This window comes from Pararhodonellum marinum, assembly GCF_015354735.1.
GTDB lineage: Bacteria > Bacteroidota > Bacteroidia > Cytophagales > Cyclobacteriaceae > Pararhodonellum > Pararhodonellum marinum.
Genome location: NZ_JACEFJ010000005.1, coordinates 183,147 through 200,460, shown reverse-complemented (window position 1 = coordinate 200,460; position 17,314 = coordinate 183,147). Strand labels below are relative to the sequence as shown.

9 protein-coding genes and 3 tRNA genes are annotated in these 17,314 nt (G+C 43.7%); 6 read left to right on the top strand and 6 right to left on the bottom strand.

The annotated features are described in order from the left end of the window. Nucleotides 1-9 precede the first annotated feature (9 nt). From H1A14_RS11865 to H1A14_RS11850, 4 genes are all read right to left on the bottom strand, one after another. A tRNA-Thr gene (locus H1A14_RS11865) sits at nt 10-81 on the bottom strand. Between the two features lie 34 nt (nt 82-115). Further along, nucleotides 116-188: transfer RNA gene (locus H1A14_RS11860), tRNA-Gly, on the bottom strand. Between the two features lie 45 nt (nt 189-233). Beyond that, nucleotides 234-316 (bottom strand) — tRNA-Tyr (locus H1A14_RS11855). 168 nt (nt 317-484) lie between these two features. Continuing rightward, nucleotides 485-3,058 carry a M1 family metallopeptidase gene (locus H1A14_RS11850; RefSeq protein ID WP_194776466.1) on the bottom strand — a complete coding sequence of 858 codons (2,574 nt, stop codon included), beginning with the start codon at nt 3,056-3,058 and terminating at the stop codon, nt 485-487. A 48-nt stretch (nt 3,059-3,106) separates the two neighbouring features. Here H1A14_RS11850 and H1A14_RS11845 point away from each other — a divergent pair, with 48 nt between their 5' ends. From H1A14_RS11845 to frr, 3 genes are all read left to right on the top strand, one after another. Further along, nucleotides 3,107-3,601 (top strand): acetyl-CoA carboxylase biotin carboxyl carrier protein subunit, encoded by a 495-nt coding sequence (locus tag H1A14_RS11845; RefSeq protein WP_194776465.1) that lies wholly within the window; start codon nt 3,107-3,109, stop codon nt 3,599-3,601. Between the two features lie 105 nt (nt 3,602-3,706). Beyond that, nucleotides 3,707-4,417, top strand: coding sequence for a UMP kinase (gene pyrH / locus H1A14_RS11840; RefSeq protein ID WP_194776591.1), 711 nt, complete (start codon nt 3,707-3,709; stop codon nt 4,415-4,417). Nucleotides 4,418-4,426: 9 nt separating this feature from the next. Beyond that, nucleotides 4,427-4,987 carry a ribosome recycling factor gene (gene frr, locus H1A14_RS11835; RefSeq protein WP_194776464.1) on the top strand — a complete coding sequence of 187 codons (561 nt, stop codon included), beginning with the start codon at nt 4,427-4,429 and terminating at the stop codon, nt 4,985-4,987. A 419-nt stretch (nt 4,988-5,406) separates the two neighbouring features. Here the strand turns inward: frr and H1A14_RS11830 are convergent, their stop codons facing one another. Together H1A14_RS11830 and H1A14_RS11825 are read right to left on the bottom strand one after the other, a co-directional pair. Then, nucleotides 5,407-5,577 (bottom strand): hypothetical protein, encoded by a 171-nt coding sequence (locus tag H1A14_RS11830; protein ID WP_194776463.1) that lies wholly within the window; start codon nt 5,575-5,577, stop codon nt 5,407-5,409. Between the two features lie 238 nt (nt 5,578-5,815). Further along, a complete protein-coding gene (locus H1A14_RS11825) occupies nt 5,816-8,482 on the bottom strand; it encodes a DUF5686 and carboxypeptidase regulatory-like domain-containing protein (RefSeq protein ID WP_194776462.1) in 2,667 nt (888 codons plus the stop codon). A gap of 897 nt (nt 8,483-9,379) precedes the next feature. Here H1A14_RS11825 and H1A14_RS11820 point away from each other — a divergent pair. From H1A14_RS11820 to H1A14_RS11810, 3 genes are all read left to right on the top strand, one after another. Beyond that, nucleotides 9,380-12,361 (top strand): TonB-dependent receptor domain-containing protein, encoded by a 2,982-nt coding sequence (locus H1A14_RS11820; RefSeq protein WP_194776461.1) that lies wholly within the window; start codon nt 9,380-9,382, stop codon nt 12,359-12,361. A 12-nt stretch (nt 12,362-12,373) separates the two neighbouring features. Further along, entirely contained in the window at nt 12,374-13,867 is a 1,494-nt protein-coding gene (locus H1A14_RS11815) for a RagB/SusD family nutrient uptake outer membrane protein (protein ID WP_194776460.1), read from the top strand. A 149-nt stretch (nt 13,868-14,016) separates the two neighbouring features. Further along, entirely contained in the window at nt 14,017-17,313 is a 3,297-nt protein-coding gene (locus tag H1A14_RS11810; RefSeq protein ID WP_194776459.1) for a VCBS repeat-containing protein, read from the top strand. Nucleotide 17,314: the final 1 nt, after the last annotated feature.

Below are 17,314 nucleotides of genomic sequence, written 5' to 3'. Positions count from 1 at the left end.
ATGTATCTGAGCCAACGACGGGATTTGAACCCGTGACCTCTTCCTTACCAAGGAAGCACTCTACCCCTGAGCTACGTCGGCTGATTACATTACCCTTATGCTATTAAAAGCATAGAGCGGGAGACGAGGCTCGAACCCGCGACCTGCAGCTTGGAAGGCTGCCGCTCTACCAACTGAGCTACTCCCGCATTTTTACGAACTGCAAAATTAACACATTTTGCCGATAATAAAAGTGGGGGAAACAGGATTCGAACCTGTGAAGACATAAGTCAACGGATTTACAGTCCGTCCCAGTTGGCCGCTTTGGTATTCCCCCAACTGATTTTTTTGGTTTTTAACCGCTTTAAAGACCTTTTGCCTTCTTTAACGGATGGCAAAATTATACCCTTTTCTGAAACATTCAAAATTAAAAGAAAAAAATCCCCGAAAATTTTATTTTGCCATTTTCAAACGTTTCAGCTACAGAAGATTAGGGATTAAAGCACTAGATATCAAGGTAAAATTCCTGATACCTTTTGACCAACTCGTTGGTCTCGGATTCATACAAATTCTTCACTTTTTCAGGAATACCTTTTTTGTCAATAAAACCAAAAAGGGATTGGAAAGCGCCTAGCCTGATATAATAAGCCTGATGGTTTTTGGCCAGATCATACAGTTTGTCAATGGCCATGGTTTGGTTGGACTGCTTGACTTTTACAAAATAGTCCCCATAGTAGCCGATGAAATAATATAAGGATTCGCCCTGCAAGGCCTCCACCTTCTTCTGAAACCAAAGATCCTTGTCCGGCACTGCATTGCGGGTAAAATAATCGGCCAGAGGGACTAAAATCCGGATGTTGTTTTCATGCTCGAAGCGTTTGACCACTGCCTCCTTGTCCATTCCATGGTTGCCTTCCAGAAATGCCTCCAAAGCAGATCCAGCCACGTAATAGGAAGGATCATTGAGGAGTCGGTAAAACATCATCGCATATTTATCCGGATTGATCTTGTTGAGCAATTCAATGGCTGTGGAGCGAACGGAGTTTTTGGGGTCATATTCCGCCAACTGGAAAATTTTTTCTTCCCAGAAATCTGGAAGTTGCTGAATATCGTCAAAGGCTGAAAGCCGGGTCAGGGCAAGGTTGCGGTTGGCCCAGAACTTGTCTCCCATGGCGGCATACAACGCTTCCAAGGTCTGTACCTCGTCTTGGTAATGCTGGCTTAGACTGTCTAGGGCCTCATAGCGGGCAATTCCGAAATGGGATTCCAACGCTTGCTTCTTAAAATGGTCAGCATCTCGGTAGGTGATTTTCTGAGATAATACTTCCAAAGATTCATCAAAAAGCACCATATCCGTACCTGGACCATTTTCCAAAGCAAAATAATCCATTCCCCTTTCGAGCATAAAGGTTTTTTCAAAGCGCTCCCCTTTTTTATACCAGCTTACTTTGAAAGGAAGCTTATAAAGCGGGGCAGAAGCCATGTCTTGTCTTTGGGCAACGGTCAGCAGGATGTTATCAGGCTCACTCATGTCAAAGTCTACCTCGAGGATGGGATGACCTGCATCCAGAAACCATTGGTTGAAAAACCAATTCAGGTCTTTACCGGAGACCTTTTCAAAGGCCAGCCTCAGATCATGGATTTCCACACTGGAAAAAGCATTTTGCTTGAGATAAAGGCGCAAGCCTTCGAAGAAAGCCTCATCACCGAGGTATTTACGCAACATATGCAGCACCCTGCCACCTTTGGCATAGGAATGGCTGTCAAACATGTCTTCCGGGGTGTCATAGTAAAACCGGATCAAATCTTCTTTTTTTTCTTCTGATTCGGCCAGATATTGCTCCATTTCGGATACATGACCGATGTCTGCATCATCCCTTCCATATTTATACTCATCCCACAAGTATTCCGAATAATTGGCAAAGGCTTCATTTAATGGAAGATGAGACCAAGATTCAGTGGTGACATAATTGCCAAACCACTGGTGAAAAAGCTCATGGGCGATGATCCCATCCCAATCATGGTCAATGGCCTCCCTTTCATTCAGGTTAAGCCCCTCCATAAAAACTGAGATTGTGGTGTTTTCCATGGCTCCCGACACAAAATCCCTGACCACCACTTGGTCATACTTAGGCCAAGGAAACCGGACATCCAACAATTCAGAAAAAAAGCCAATCATTTCCGGCGTATTTTTAAAGACGAGTTTAGCCCCTTCCTTGAATTCTGGCTCTACCCAATAGCCCAGTGGTATGTCTTCCCATTGGTCCTCAATTTTGACAAAGTCCCCTACGACTACTGCCGCCAAATAAGGGGCATGGGGCAATTCCATTTTCCAGTGGTCCGTTCGGCTTCCGTCAGCGTGACCTGTTTGGCCTACCTTAATCCCGTTGCTGATGGTCACATATTTATTGGGCACATTTAACTTGATTTCCTGTGTGGCTCTCTCATTGGGGCTGTCAATGGTAGGATACCATTTTGAATTGTGCTCGGTCTCACCTTGTGTCCAAATCTGATCAGGCAATCCATCATTTCCTTTGGTATTGACAAAATAAAGCCCTTTGTTATCTGTAATTGCCTGACTGCCCATACCGCTCCCCTTTTCAGGATAAGCGGTATACCGCATCTTCAAATGAATGGTATCTTTGGCAGTGTATGTTTTGGGAAGATAGATTTCAACCTTTTGCTGATCATATCTGAAGGCCAACTCCCTAGCTTCTTTCGGATTGAGCAGTGAAATTTCATGAATCTCAAAGTCCTTAGCATCCAGATGCAGGATATTTTGTTCATAAAAAAACGGCTTTAAAGTAAGTTCTGCGACTCCTCTGACGTTTTTTTGTTCATAATCAAATCTAAGATCCAAAGATGTATGCAGTAAATCAAATTTCCTTTCCTCGGTTGACCTGTATTGAGCGATCAAGGCTTCTCTTTGTACCAAGTCCACGGTTTTTGCCAAAGGTTTTACCCTTTCCACCTGAGGCGTTTGGGTTTTTCCAACTTCTGAGATGGCGTTTTTTTTGGATTGACACTGGGTGAGAAAAAGAGCAACGAGCACCAAAACCAAGAGGTAATTCCTTTTCATAAAAGCCTTTTAAAGATTAATTGTATATTTAGCGCTAAAATTAGAAAAATGTATTCAGTAACAATAGGTCAAGAAAAATTAAATGTAGAAAAAAAAGAAGAGGGTTTTCGTGTTGACGGGGTTTTATTGGATCTAGATATCCATCAGATCAATGACCGCACCTTTCATGTGATCCATGAAAACCGATCTTACACTTTGGAATTGATAGAAATTGACCACCAAGAAAAACGATTGGAACTGAGGATCAACAACAAGAGTACAGTGCTCTCCATTCAAGATAAATTTGATATTTTGCTGGATAAATTGGGCATGAAATTGCCAGATCAAAGCATGGTCAAAGACATCAAAGCCCCCATGCCTGGATTGATTTTTGACATTAAAGTCAAGGTAGGAGACCAAGTCAGGCAGGGCGATGCAGTGTTGATATTGGAAGCCATGAAAATGGAAAATATTTTGAAATCTCCCGGAGATGGCATAGTCAAAGAGATCAAAGTCAAGCAAGGACAAAGCGTGGAAAAAAATCAGGTTTTAATTCAATTTTGATGAATGGATTTAATATTCTAAATACTAGAAATTATATTTGTCAAGTTTATAAATAGCAATCCAACAATTTTCAGCTAAACCAAGCCTCAATTAAAGTCCAAAATGATCAAGTACAAAAGAATTTTATTGAAACTCAGTGGTGAAGCCTTAATGGGCGAAAAAAGCTATGGCATAGACTCCAAAAGGCTTGAACAATACGCCAAACAAATCAAAAAAGTAAAGGATTTGGGGGTAGAAATCGCCATCGTGATCGGAGGAGGCAATATCTTTCGAGGAGTTCAGGCTGAAAATGTAGGCATAGACCGGGTACAGGGAGACTACATGGGCATGTTGGCCACACTCATCAATGCCATGGCACTACAGAGTGCCTTGGAGCAAAACGGCAACTATACCCGATTGATGTCCGGGATTAAAATCGAAAGCGTCTGCGAACCCTTTATCCGCCGCAGGGCCATCCGACACTTGGAAAAAGGAAGGATTGTGATCTTCGGCGCCGGAATCGGCAATCCTTATTTCACTACGGATTCCACGGCCAGTTTGAGGGCCATAGAAATAGAGGCTGAGGTGGTACTAAAAGGTACAAGGGTCGACGGGGTGTATACCTCCGATCCGGAAAAGGACAAAACCGCTACCCGTTACACCACCCTATCCTTTCAAGAGGCCTATGAAAAAAACCTCAACATCATGGACATGACGGCCTTTACCCTGTGTCAGGAAAATAACCTGCCGATCATTGTTTTTGACATGAACAAACCCGGCAACCTGGAAAAACTTGTAAAAGGTGAAAAAGTAGGCACCTTAATCACTTCAAAATAAGCTAAAGACATGGAAGAAATTGAATTGCAACTGGAAGAAACACAGGAATTGATGAAAAAAGCGGTAGAACATACCAGCAGTGAACTTTTGAAGATCCGTGCGGGCAAAGCCATGCCCAATCTTTTGGATGGGTTATTGGTTTCGTATTACGGCGCTCCTACACCCATCCAACAGGTGGCTTCCATAAACACGCCTGATGCAAGGACGCTGACCATCAAACCATGGGAAAGAAACCTGATCAGTGAAATCGAAAAAGCCATCGTCAATTCAGACCTGGGTCTTGCCCCTCAAAACAATGGCGAAATCGTCTTGCTTTCCATTCCTCCCCTTACCGAGGAAAGAAGAAAAACGTTGGCCAAGCAGGCCAAAATGGAATGTGAATCAGGCAAGATCAGTATCCGTACCGTCCGAAAAGACACCAACGATGCCTTAAAGAAACTGCAGAAAGAGGGCATCTCAGAAGATGAAATCAAAAGGGCAGAAGAACGGGTACAAAAATTCACCGATCAATATTCCACCAAAATCGATGAGCTTCTGGAGAAAAAAGAAGCGGAAATCATGAAGGTCTGAGGACCAAGCTATGTTTGCGATTAAAAAGCCATCCTTGGGGACAAGGATGGCTTTTTTTTGGGATTAAAATCTGGACGGTCGAATCTTATTTGGGAGGAATTTCTCCATTAAATACGAAGACTCCCTCCTTTGGCGGGCAGGCTTCGCTCCGCTCAAGGTGACGGTAAAAGGTGTGGCGGTTTTCAAAATTTCGAAGACCCTTCGCCAGATAGAAGTCTCAGACCGTACTAAAACGTCATGCTGAGAATGCAGTAGCCCGCCTGTAGTTTTGGGCAGGCTTCTCTCCGAAAATACAAGGATTATTCGCTCCGAAATAACGTAGACCTTTCGGCAGGCTCAAGGTGACAGTAAAAGGTGTGGCGGTTTTCAAAATTTCGAAGAACCTTCGCCAGATAGACGTCTCAGACCGTACTAAAGCGTCATGCTGAGCCTGCCAAAGCCCGCCTGTATTTTGGGGCAGGCCCGCCTGACGGACGGGCAGGCATCTCTCCGAAAATACGAAGATCATCTGCTCCGAAAGAACGTAGACCTTTCGGCAGGCTCAAGGTGACGGTAAAAAGTGTGGCAGGTGACGGAAAATGTTGCAACATAATTCCACATTTTAAAACATCACTAGGAATGTGGTTTTAGCCCATTCCCAAAAAAAAAAGGCTTCAAAGAAGCCAGTGAATTAAAAGAAGCGACAGCCATGAGCTGCCAATTCTTTTCCATTAATTAAACCTTACATCTTTAAATATAGATTGGATTGGATCTATTTCAAAATAATTTGGGATAATCGGCTGATTTGGGACCTTAAACCAAGAAAAGCATATTTGGTCCCTCAGCCCATCAATTTACAGTAATAAAAGTGGCAATCCCCAACCGGATTCCGGAAGTTGCATAGCTGCCATTTTCAAAACCCGCTCCAAATTCTACCCTGAAAATTCTAAACAAGTTGTCCAACGAATATCCCAACTCCCAATAATGTGGTGAATTCTCGGTCTTCAGGTAATTGAAAAAGATGTTTTCCCTGACTCCCGAAAAGCGGAGTTCAGGCAATTGGGTAAGCAAAAATTTCCTAAACTGATAGTGGACAATGGATCCCACATAACCCCCAGAAGTGCTGTATTGGTAATAATCCAGGAACCGGTAATTGCTCGCTGCTCCCATGTCCGAAAATATCGTCCTGTTGCCACCAAAATGCTTGAAATCCATAAAGTAAACCTGATTCTGGTTTAAGAAAGTCCCCCCATTGACCTTGAATTCCAGTTTGCCACTTACACCGAAGTTAAAGAAATGCTCCACCGTAGCATCCAAATGGTCAAAGTCGGCCGTAGCATCGGTAGGCAAAAACCCCGGGATCCCCTTTCGGTATTTCACTTTGATCAGTGGGGCGGTATTGGTCAATGGAATCTTCCTGCCATTTCGGATCATGTATTTCATTCCCGGTCTCCAATCAAATGAGGCATTTAGCGTCATGGCTTGATGGTTGGCAAAGGCAATGGGATCTGCCTCTATATTTTCAGGTCTGTTGGGTGAAAACTCCCTTCCTTCCCGATTATAAAAACTGTATCTGGAATTGTTGAACACTTCTCTTCTTTCGGCAAACTCCATGTTGACCCTATAAGTGAAAACATCATCCCGCCTTTGGATAAAATAGAAATTCACAAAGTCCTGCTCAAAAAGCTTCATAAAGTTTTGCCTGAGCAGGATGGAATAGCCTGCATTCACCCATTCCGAAATGGGATTTTCCCGATTGTATTGATAAATGAAGCTCCCCCCTGTCACCCCGAATCGGGTGGCATTCCGCTGCAAAGTGATTAACCGGTCAAGATTTAAGGTGCCATAGGCTTGCTGTGAGGCAAAACCATAGCGGAATTCAGGTCTGATTTCAAAGGTTTTCCTTAAAATGCTGACACTATCGGCCTGCTTTTCTTCCTTTCTCCACCTGTAATAAGCTTCCAATCCCACCTTAAAGCCCTCCACAGTATTGAAGGACATTTTGCCTGTATTAGGCACAAAACCTAAACTCCTGCCTTTGCCAAAAGCATAGTTTCCTCCGGTTAATACATCCAAGGGGTTAAATTTCCGCTTGGCTTTTTGGATGGTGGAATCATTGTCACTCATCTCTGCCGCCTCCGCGGTGGCAAGGCTATCGTCTCTGGAATACCCCTTGATTTCCTGATCGGTAAGCTTGACTGGCCTGATGCTGTCCCAGTAACTAAGGCCTCTCTTTCTGGCCAATGAATCTACTTTGTAGGCCGTTTCTAAAATGATGTCATTGTCTTTTCTTTCTTTCAAAGTCTCTTTTTCGTACTCATTGATCATCTTTCTGAAATCTTTTCGGGTCATCTTATCTGCATCGGCCAGTTGATCCAGGGCAGAAGCGTTCTTTTGAAAGGCTACCACATCTTCGGGCACCTCATCGATTTTTTCATCGATGATCTCTGTTTCCACTACCAAATCTTCATTCAAAGTGATCTGATAATCGCTGGTAGAGGCGAGATATCGAAACTCACCTGCAAAACCGAAAAATTTTCCGCCAAAATTATAGGTATGGGTGGTGGGCATCCATACATTTTCCGCCACGGGCGCGTATTGCTGATTGACCCTGATCTCAAATCCGAACAGGGAGGTCTTGAGATCCAGGCTGTGGATGGCCCAAAGGTCTTCGATGATGTACAGATATCCGTCAAAGACCCTTTCCCCTTTGGCTCTGGGAATCACCCTGATTTTGTTGACCAGCACATCCCCTTCAAAGAACGATCCCTCGTACCTGAATCGGTAATAGGCAAAAGCCGCCCTGGAAAGCGGCGAGATAGACTCATTGATTTTGTCATTGTAAAAACTGGCGCCAATGTAAGGAGCAGGTGAAGTGGCATTGTTGTCCCCGTTGGTCCTGATGCTGATTACCTTTTCTTCGATTTTATTCGGAAGGGTTACGGTGATCTCGGAAACAGATTCTGAAGTATAGGCTTCGTTCAAATTTAGCCCCTCTTCTTTGAGTTTCTTTTTCAGGAAAAACGGGGCATTGGTCAATTCCCCGGTACCTTTGATATAAACCCGCATGCTGTATTCCTGAACCTGCAAGCGATGGAATTTGGCTTTGGAGATGGCTCTTCTCATGATGGTAAGCGCAGGGTCTTCCTGTCCACTTCGCACAGTTACCTCTTGTAAAGCATACACCTGTTCGTCGAGATTGACATCCAGGTTTACCCAAGATTCATCAATTTCTACGGTTTTCAGCTGGGAGGCAAAGCCCATACTTTGAAAGACCACATCATACAATCCACTTGGAAGTCGGTATTCGTAATCCCCATTGAGATTGGTGGGCACGCCATTATTGAGGTTGCGGACAAAGACAGTGGCAAAAGGGATGGGATCTCCCGAGGAATTGGTTACTTTTCCCCGAATTCCTTGGGCCAAAAGGTCATGGTTAAAGTAGCCGAAGGATGACAAAAGCACTGCAAAGTAAATGACTAGGGATTTAAAAGTAAATCGAGCGGTTTTTTCCATAGGACCGGAAAGTTAAAACTTTAATGCGAAAAGGACCTCTTGGCAATGGCTGATTAACGTTTTTTAGGGATAAAAGTTGAAAACTGTAGGGGGAACAAAACCATCAATAGAATAAGCATTTATCATTGGATATGTTGGGTTGCCCGCTCTAAGAAAATTTGACAGGGAATTTCCTGATTTACAATAATTTGAATATCCGCTTCTTTGCCAGTAACCCAATATTCTTCTTCAAACGGATCGGAAGTCCGAAGTCGAAAGTCCCGCCTGTCGTCGGGCAGGCCCGCCTTTCGTCGGGCAGGGATGTACCGGACATTTAAGTTTGCTGGCGATAATTACATTGAATTACCTTTTTACTGACATCATTGCGTACATACATGTACAAAAAATTACAGATCATTTATTCAAAATCTTTTGACCAAAAATACACCTGGTTTGATTGTCTTTTTGACCAGAATTGATTTGATAAGGATCAACTCAATTTGTAAAGGAAAACCGGATGAACCCTTACTCTATTTATAAAGGAGTAAAAGGCTATAAACCAGCCTTTAAAATAGGTTTTTTGATAATAGGATGATTTAACAAATGAGGAGAATATGGCTTAAGATTATTAAAATAGGACGATTCTCAAAAACTATTGGGGTGAATTTTGATATTTTTAATAAAATCTAAAAATTTTAACATTTCGAAAGTATCAATCGATTTCGATTATCCATTCCTTAATTTTTTTTAACATTAATTAACAATACCGTAATTTTTCATGATTTCCTTTAAAAAATTGATACTGAAATACAGTGTTAGTTAAAAAGGAAATATTGCATATGTGGATTTAAACCATCAATTTAGAATTCAGTTATACCATTTAAACAATGAAAGTTTTTTTCAATAAACAAAAACCCTATGAGAAATAATTTACAAAAACTAAGGGTGTTTCTGCTGTTTTCAGCCCTGATGGTGGCATCAGTTCTGGCAGCAAACGCCCAAACCAGGGAAGTCACAGGAACGGTCCTGGATGGAACATTGAAGGACCCACTGCCCGGTGTATCGGTAGTGGTCAAAGGCACCACTAGAGGAACCGTAACGGATCTGGATGGTAATTTTAGGTTATCCGTACAATCCGGCGATGAGGCTTTGGTGTTCTCTTTTGTAGGGTTCGAAACCTATGAAGTGGCCATCGGCAATCAGTCTACCTTTAATATAGAGTTGGATGAAGATATCCAAAGCTTACAGGAAGCGGTGGTAATTGGGTATGGTACCCAAGATAAAAAGGAAATTACTTCTGCAGTAACCTCTGTAGGAAGAGAAGATTTTAACCGCGGTAACTTTACCAACCCAGCCCAGCTTTTGCAAGGTAAAGTGGCTGGTTTGTCTGTAACAAGGCCAGGTGGTAACCCAAATGCTTTACCTGAGGTAAGACTTAGGGGTATTTCCAGTTTTGGTGCCAACCAATCTCCATTGTATGTAATTGATGGGGTGATTGGAGGAACCATTGATATGGTGGATCCTAATGACATTGAAACCATCGATGTACTAAAGGATGCTTCCGCAGGTGCCATTTATGGAACAAGAGGTGCTGCAGGGGTAATTCTGATCACGACCAAAAAAGGAAGTTCCAAAGCAGGATTTGCCAATGTACAAGTCAACACTTTCGGTACCTACGAACAAGCCACCAATTTGATTCCTGTCCTCAGCCCTGAGGAGTTTGTGGCAAGAGGCGGTGTGGACTTTGGTTCCAGAACAGACTGGAGAGACGAAGTGACCCAAAGCCCCATCAATGCGACTACTAACGTCACTTTATCCGGGGGATTTGAGAATACCAATTACAGTGCATCTGTCAACTACCGGAACAATGACGGTATCGTAAAAGGAACCAATAGAGAAACCTTGAACACCAGGTTCAACCTGAATCATGGCGCTTTGAATAATCGGCTAAGATTTAACGTCAACTTGTTCCTCAATAATACTGATGCCACGGATGTAAATGGCGAGGCAGTAAGATATGCCACGATTTACAACCCAACAGCTCCAATCTTTGAGAACGGAGAGGAAAATGTGAACGATCAATTTGGTGGTTATTTCCAGAGACCATTGTTTGATTTTTACAATCCCGTAGCCATGATCAATCAGCAGCAATTCAATACCCAGGTAAAAACAGCCGTTATGGCTTACCGAGTCGAATATGACATCACTGATAAAATCACTGTTTCGGGCCAATATACCCAGGATAGGTTGAATACTTTAAGAGGTGCCTCCTTTTCAAGGCAGGATTTCCAGGTGGGTTTTGGTCGATTGGGTCAGGCAGAACAGGAAACCTTTGACCGATTTACCTCTATTGTTACTGGTACGATTCGTTACGAGGACGAAATCTTTGACGGTATGAACTTCACCCTACTTTTAGGAGGAGAATCTCAAATGTTCAACGAAAGGGGATTCACTGCAGCATCCACCCGATTCTTACAGGATCAGGGCTGGAATAATTTAGGTGCTGGGGGTTTACGATTAGGACCGGGTACTGAAATGAGCAGTTTTGCAAATCGAGCTGTATTGAATTCTGCCTTTGCAAGAGCCAACTTTAATTATAGAAATATTTATTTTCTATCGGCATCAGTGAGGTCTGAAACTTACAGTGGGTTTGGATCAGACAATCAAACCGGTTATTTCCCAGCAGTTTCTTTGGGTGCTGACTTGAGTCAGGCCTTGGATATGGGTATCTTCAATCAGTTTAAAATAAGGGGTAGCTTTGGTATTGCAGGTCAAAGGCCGCAGGAGCCAACCTTAGCTTTGGCCATCTTTCAAAACGGAAACAGAATACCTTTGGATCCAGATAATCCCAATTCAGTATTTGTCGGAATAAACCAAACCACCAATCCTAACCCACAACTGAAATGGGAAACCACTACAGAATATAACTTTGGATTAGACTACGGCATTTTTAATGGTAAAGTGACCGGTACCATGGATTATTGGAGAAGAAATGTTGCGGATCTGCTTTTCAATACCTTTATTGGTAGAGGCGTTCCAAACCCTTTCTTGCCCGGTGCTTTTAACAGGGTGGACAATACTTGGGCCAACGTAGCAGATTTTGAAAGTTCAGGCTTTGAGTTTCTGGCTAGTGTAAATAATATACAACTTGGATCTGTATCTTGGACTCCTTCTGTCAACTTCACCATCTATCAGCGCCCCAAGATTACAAGTTTGGGCGCCGGTGGCATTCAGCTACCTGAGTTGAGAGCAGGGGTGCCGGGAGCTCCCGGGCAAAACAACAACCCGATAGTTTGGAACAGGTTGGGTGAAAGAATTGGAGATTTCTATGGTCCAAGGACTTTGGGAGTTACCGAAGGTGGCGAATTGATCAATACCACCAACAATCCGGATGACTTTGAGCGTTTGGGCAATGCCTTGCCTACAGGTGATTTTGGATTTTCCAACACCTTCATTTACGGAAGCTGGGATTTGAACTTCCTGCTGAGAGGAAGTTGGGGACATATGATCTACAATTCCTTCCGTGGATTCTATGAGAATGCTGATGGTGCTTCCACCACTTGGAACAGTGTGATTACCAATAACACACCTACCAGTCCATTAGTCACTTCCACGCCTACCTTTTCTGATCTTTATTTGGAAAGAGGCGACTTTTTGAGATTGGACAACTTACAGATTGGATACAATGTGGCATCCAGAAGCAACAATATCAGCAATTTCAGGTTATATGCTGGGGTACAGAACTTGTTTACGATCACACAGTTTAGTGGTGTAGACCCAGAGGTAAGGTGGACAGACAGTGCTGATGACAATAATCCGCTTGCACCTGGTATAGAAAGAAGGAATACTTACTTCCTCCCCAGAATCTGGCAATTGGGTTTAACAATTAGCATCAAATAAATTGTATAAAACATGAAAATCATTAAAAATATAAAAATAGCATTGGCCAGTGGACTCCTCTTGTTCTCCACGAGTGCCTGTTGGGAATTGGAACAGGAAGTGTTGACAGGTATTCCCCAAGAAAATCTGATCATCACAGATGAATTGATTGAGGTACTTAAACAATCTGCTTACGGATCTGTGAGTGTAGGAGGAAGCTGGGGAGGCCATGATGGTATCTACGCTGTGCAGGAAGTAAGCTCAGATGAAATGGCCATCCCTCAAAAAGGAGCCGACTGGGAAGATGGAGGCATTTGGTTAAGGACGCATCGACACACCTGGTTGGCTGTGGACGGACCTTACAACAATGCCTGGGGGTACTGTTTCGGTATCGTTGGCGAAACGAACAACCTATTGGTTCAATTCCCCGATATTCCTGAATTGGCCGCAGAAATGAAAATACTAAGGGCATTGGCTTACTTGTGGTTAATTGATAATTTTGGAAATGTTCCCATCATTACCGAAACTTCATTGGGTTCTATCCCGCAAAGTCCAAGAGAGGAAGTATTTGCCTTTATCGAGGAAAGTATCCTTGAAAATGTTGATGTTTTAACTAGAGACAATGTTCGGATCAACCTGAACTATTGGACAGCGCACATGATTTTGGCCAAATTATACCTGAACGCGGAAGTGTACACAGGTAATGCAAGATGGGCAGATGCTGAGCGGATCCTCGACGTGATCATCAATGAAGGTCCTTACAGTTTGGCTCCGAACTTCTTTGCCAACTTCGTGACCAACAATGCCAATTCTCCGGAGAACATGTTTACCCTTCCATACGATTCCAATAACAATGGCGGATTCAACATCCACCAAATGTCATTCCACTATGGTAACCAACAGACTTTTGAATTGCAGGAGCAACCATGGAATGGCTATGCTGCTTTGGAAGAGTTTTACAACAGTTTTGATGATGGGGATGTCAGAAAAGGTTCGTTAAGAGAAGGCCCTCAGTTCCAGTCTGATGGAATCACCCCTGTAATCGACGACGCCTACGATGGTGATCCTGATGGTCCGGAGCTGGTATTCACCCCACAGATCAATGAGTTGGCTCCCAACGCCTTTAGACAGGCAGGTACAAGGGTCAATAAATTTGAAATTCAGTTGGGTGCTGGGCCGGATTTGAACAATGATTTCCCTGTGTTCAGGTATGCCGATGTCCTTTTGATGAAAGCAGAGGCTGCTTGGAGACAAGGCAACAATGCAGTGGCCCTTCAGTTTGTCAATCAAGTAAGGGAAAGAGCGAATGTTCCTAACCTTACCACTCTTGATGCCAACACACTTTTGGCTGAAAGAGGCAGAGAGATGTTTGCAGAAGGATGGAGAAGGTCTGATTTGATCCGCTTTGGCAGGTTCAACCAACCATGGTGGGAAAAAGGCACTTCACAGCCTTTCAGAAATATATTCCCAATTCCATTGAATGTAATTCAGGCCAATCCGATTTATCAGCAGAATCCTGGATATTAATCCCATTTTAAAATACCATAATTAAAAGAAGTGTGCGTAGGCACACTTCTTTTTTTCATCTTAGCCTAGTAGGATTTTGCTTAAAATCCTTACAATTGAAACCCAAATTACTTAACATTGCCTGAGCCTGGCCTTCTGGCATTTATCCCATGAAAACCGTCCTGATTTTCCTATCTATCATCTGCCTGTTGATGGGCTGTTCCCAAAAAACCGGAACAGATATGACGCTTTTTTCTCTGATGCCAGCTTCTCACACGGCTATTGACTTTCGAAATGATTTGAAATATGATGAAAAATTCAATCCTTATACTTTTCGTAATTTTTATAATGGTGCAGGTGTAGCCCTTGGGGACATCAACAATGATGGCTTGGTTGACATCTTTTTGGCAGGCAATCAAACCGGTAACAAACTTTACCTAAACAAAGGAAATTTCCAGTTTGAAGACATCACAGAAAAAGCCGGACTGGCTGTTCCCGGCATCTGGTCCACGGGCGTCAGCATGGCAGACGTGAACGGGGATGGATTACTCGATATCTACATCTGCAAATCCGGACCCTTGGAGGGACAAGAAAGACACAACGCACTTTATATCAACAACGGAGACCTTACATTCACCGAGATGGCCCATGCATATGGCATTGCGGATGAGGGATTGTCCCAACATGCCGTGTTTTTCGACTATGACAAAGACGGGGATTTGGACATGTATCTGCTCAACAATTCCGCCCGTTCCGTAGGTATTTATGATCTACGCAAAGGTCAGCGGGAGATAAGAGATCCTGAGGGAGGAAATAAATTGTACAGAAATGACGGTGACCACTTCACCGATGTGAGTGAGGAGGCGGGGATTTATGGCAGTGCCATTGGCTATGGTCTGGGAGTGACCGTAGCAGATCTGAATAAGGATGGCTGGCCTGACCTCTATGTCTCCAATGACTTTTTTGAAAAAGATTACCTCTACCTCAACAATCAGGATGGGACTTTTACGGAGTCTTTGGAAGAGATGATGACAGAAATCAGCATGGGAGCCATGGGCGCAGATATCGCCGACCTGGACAACAATGGCTGGCCGGACATCTATGTGACCGAAATGCTTCCGGAAAGCATGGCCCGTTTCAAAACCAAAACCCCCTTTGAAGACTGGGATAAATACCAAGCCAACTTGGATGCAGGCTATTACCATCAGTTTACCCGAAACACCCTCCAAAGGAATTTAGGCCCGATTCCTGGAACGGATCGCGTCCACTTTATTGATGTTGGCAGGCAGTCCGGGGTTCACGCGACAGACTGGAGTTGGGGAGCCTTGATCTTTGACATGGACAATGATGGGCTTCGGGACATTTTCGTGGCCAATGGCATCGTGAAAGACCTGACGGATTTTGATTTTGTAGACTACTATCAGGACAATCAGGAACTGGTGGCCCAATTCAGGAAAGACAGTGTGCTGATCACAAAAATGATTGAGGAATTTCCCTCCACACCAATCAGAAATTACCTTTTTAAAAACCATGGTGATTTCCATTTTGAGAATGTGGCTGCCGCTGCAGGCATGGATCAAGTGGGATTCTCTACCGGAGCCGCATATGCTGACCTTGACAATGACGGCGACCTTGACCTTGTTGTCAACAATCTCAATGGAGAAGTTTTTATTTTCAAAAACAACAGCCGGGAAATTTCAGGGAACCAAGCCATTCAATTTGACTTAAACGGAAATTTCGGAACCCAATTGACCCTGTATTCCGGAGACCGCCTTTTTTATGCAGAACACAATCCCGTCAAAGGCTACATGTCCTCCGTGGACCATCGGGTGCATGTGGGTTTGGGACAAATTGAAGTATTGGACAGCATCCATGTCTTGTGGCCCAATGGGCAGCAATCCATGCTCTATGATATTCCCTCAGACCAATTGCTCAAATTGAATCCACGGGATGCCTCCACCATTTCGCCTTTGCAGAAAAAGGTGGCTACTCCAAAATACCAAACCATTTCCTCGGATATTTTGGATTGGCAACATCAGGAAAGTCCTTTTATTGATTTTGACCGGGACCGACTTCGCTTTCATATGGTCAGCAATGAAGGACCCAAAATGGCCATCGGAGATGTCAACGGGGATGGACTGGATGATTTGGCCATCACTGGAGCCAAAGGTCAGCCTTCCGCCTTGTTTTTGCAAACGGCAAGCGGCAACTTCCTTCCCCACCAAACCGAACTTTTTGAAGCGGACCAATTGGCGGAAGATGTGGATGCGCTGTTTTTTGATGCCAATGGGAACGGTCACTTGGACCTCTATTTGGCAAGCGGTAGCATCGAGTTTGGCAACCGCACTCCCTATTATCAAGATCGCCTGTACCTGAATGATGGCAGGGGTAATTTTACGAAGTCGCAAGATGCCCTACCTTCCAGGAATGAAAGTACTTCTTTTGTTAAATCCTTTGACCACAATGAAGATGGAAAAATGGATCTGCTGGTCGGCACCCGGGCCATACCATTCGCCTATGGCATCCCCGGAGACGTGCGCATTCTGGAAAACCAAGGCAATGGACAATTTCAGGACAAAACCGAAACTTTGGCAACTGGTCTGAAAGAAATCGGCATGACCAGAGATGCTGCCATCCTAGACTTGGATGGAGATGGTCAGGAAGAGATTGTCTTGGTAGGTGAATGGATGGGCGTCAAAGTATTCAAAAAAAACAACGGAAGTTACGAGGATATTTCAGAATCAAGTGGTTTTAAGGATACTGAAGGTTTGTGGAACACCCTTCAGGTCCTGGATGCCAATGGAGACGGCAAGCCTGACCTGCTGATCGGAAACCATGGCCTCAATACCCGACTCAGCGCCAGCATCGATCATCCGCTGGAAATGCACATCAATGATTTTGACCAAAACGGAAGCATTGAACACCTGATCACCCAATATGAAAATGGGAAGGCTTATCCATTGGTTTTGAAAACAGCCCTTTTGAAACAGATTCCGGGATTAAGAAAACAACTGCTTCGCTATGATGATTATAAAGACAAAACCTTGGAAGATCTCTTCCCGGAAAATGTATTGAGCAGAAGTGTGGTGCTTCAAGCAAAAACTTTGGCCACTACCCTATATATAAATCAGGGAAATGGTAAATTTGAAAAATCAGACCTTCCTTCAATCATCCAAGCTAGCCCTGTCTATGCCATCCATTCCGAAACAGACGAAAATGGGCATCTATCCGTTTTCCTAGGGGGCAACCAAAGCCGCATCAAACCCGAACTTGGCATCAACATGGGCAGTTACGGTTGGCTGATGGAAAGGGATGAAAAGCAGACTTGGAAGGCACTTTCCGCCTCGGCATCGGGTATTTATATTGAGGGAGAAATCAGAGACATCAAACCGCTGACTATAAAAGGAAAAGAAATGTTGGTATTTCTGCGCAACAACAGGGAGCCAGTGATTTTGGAAAAAAAGTAAA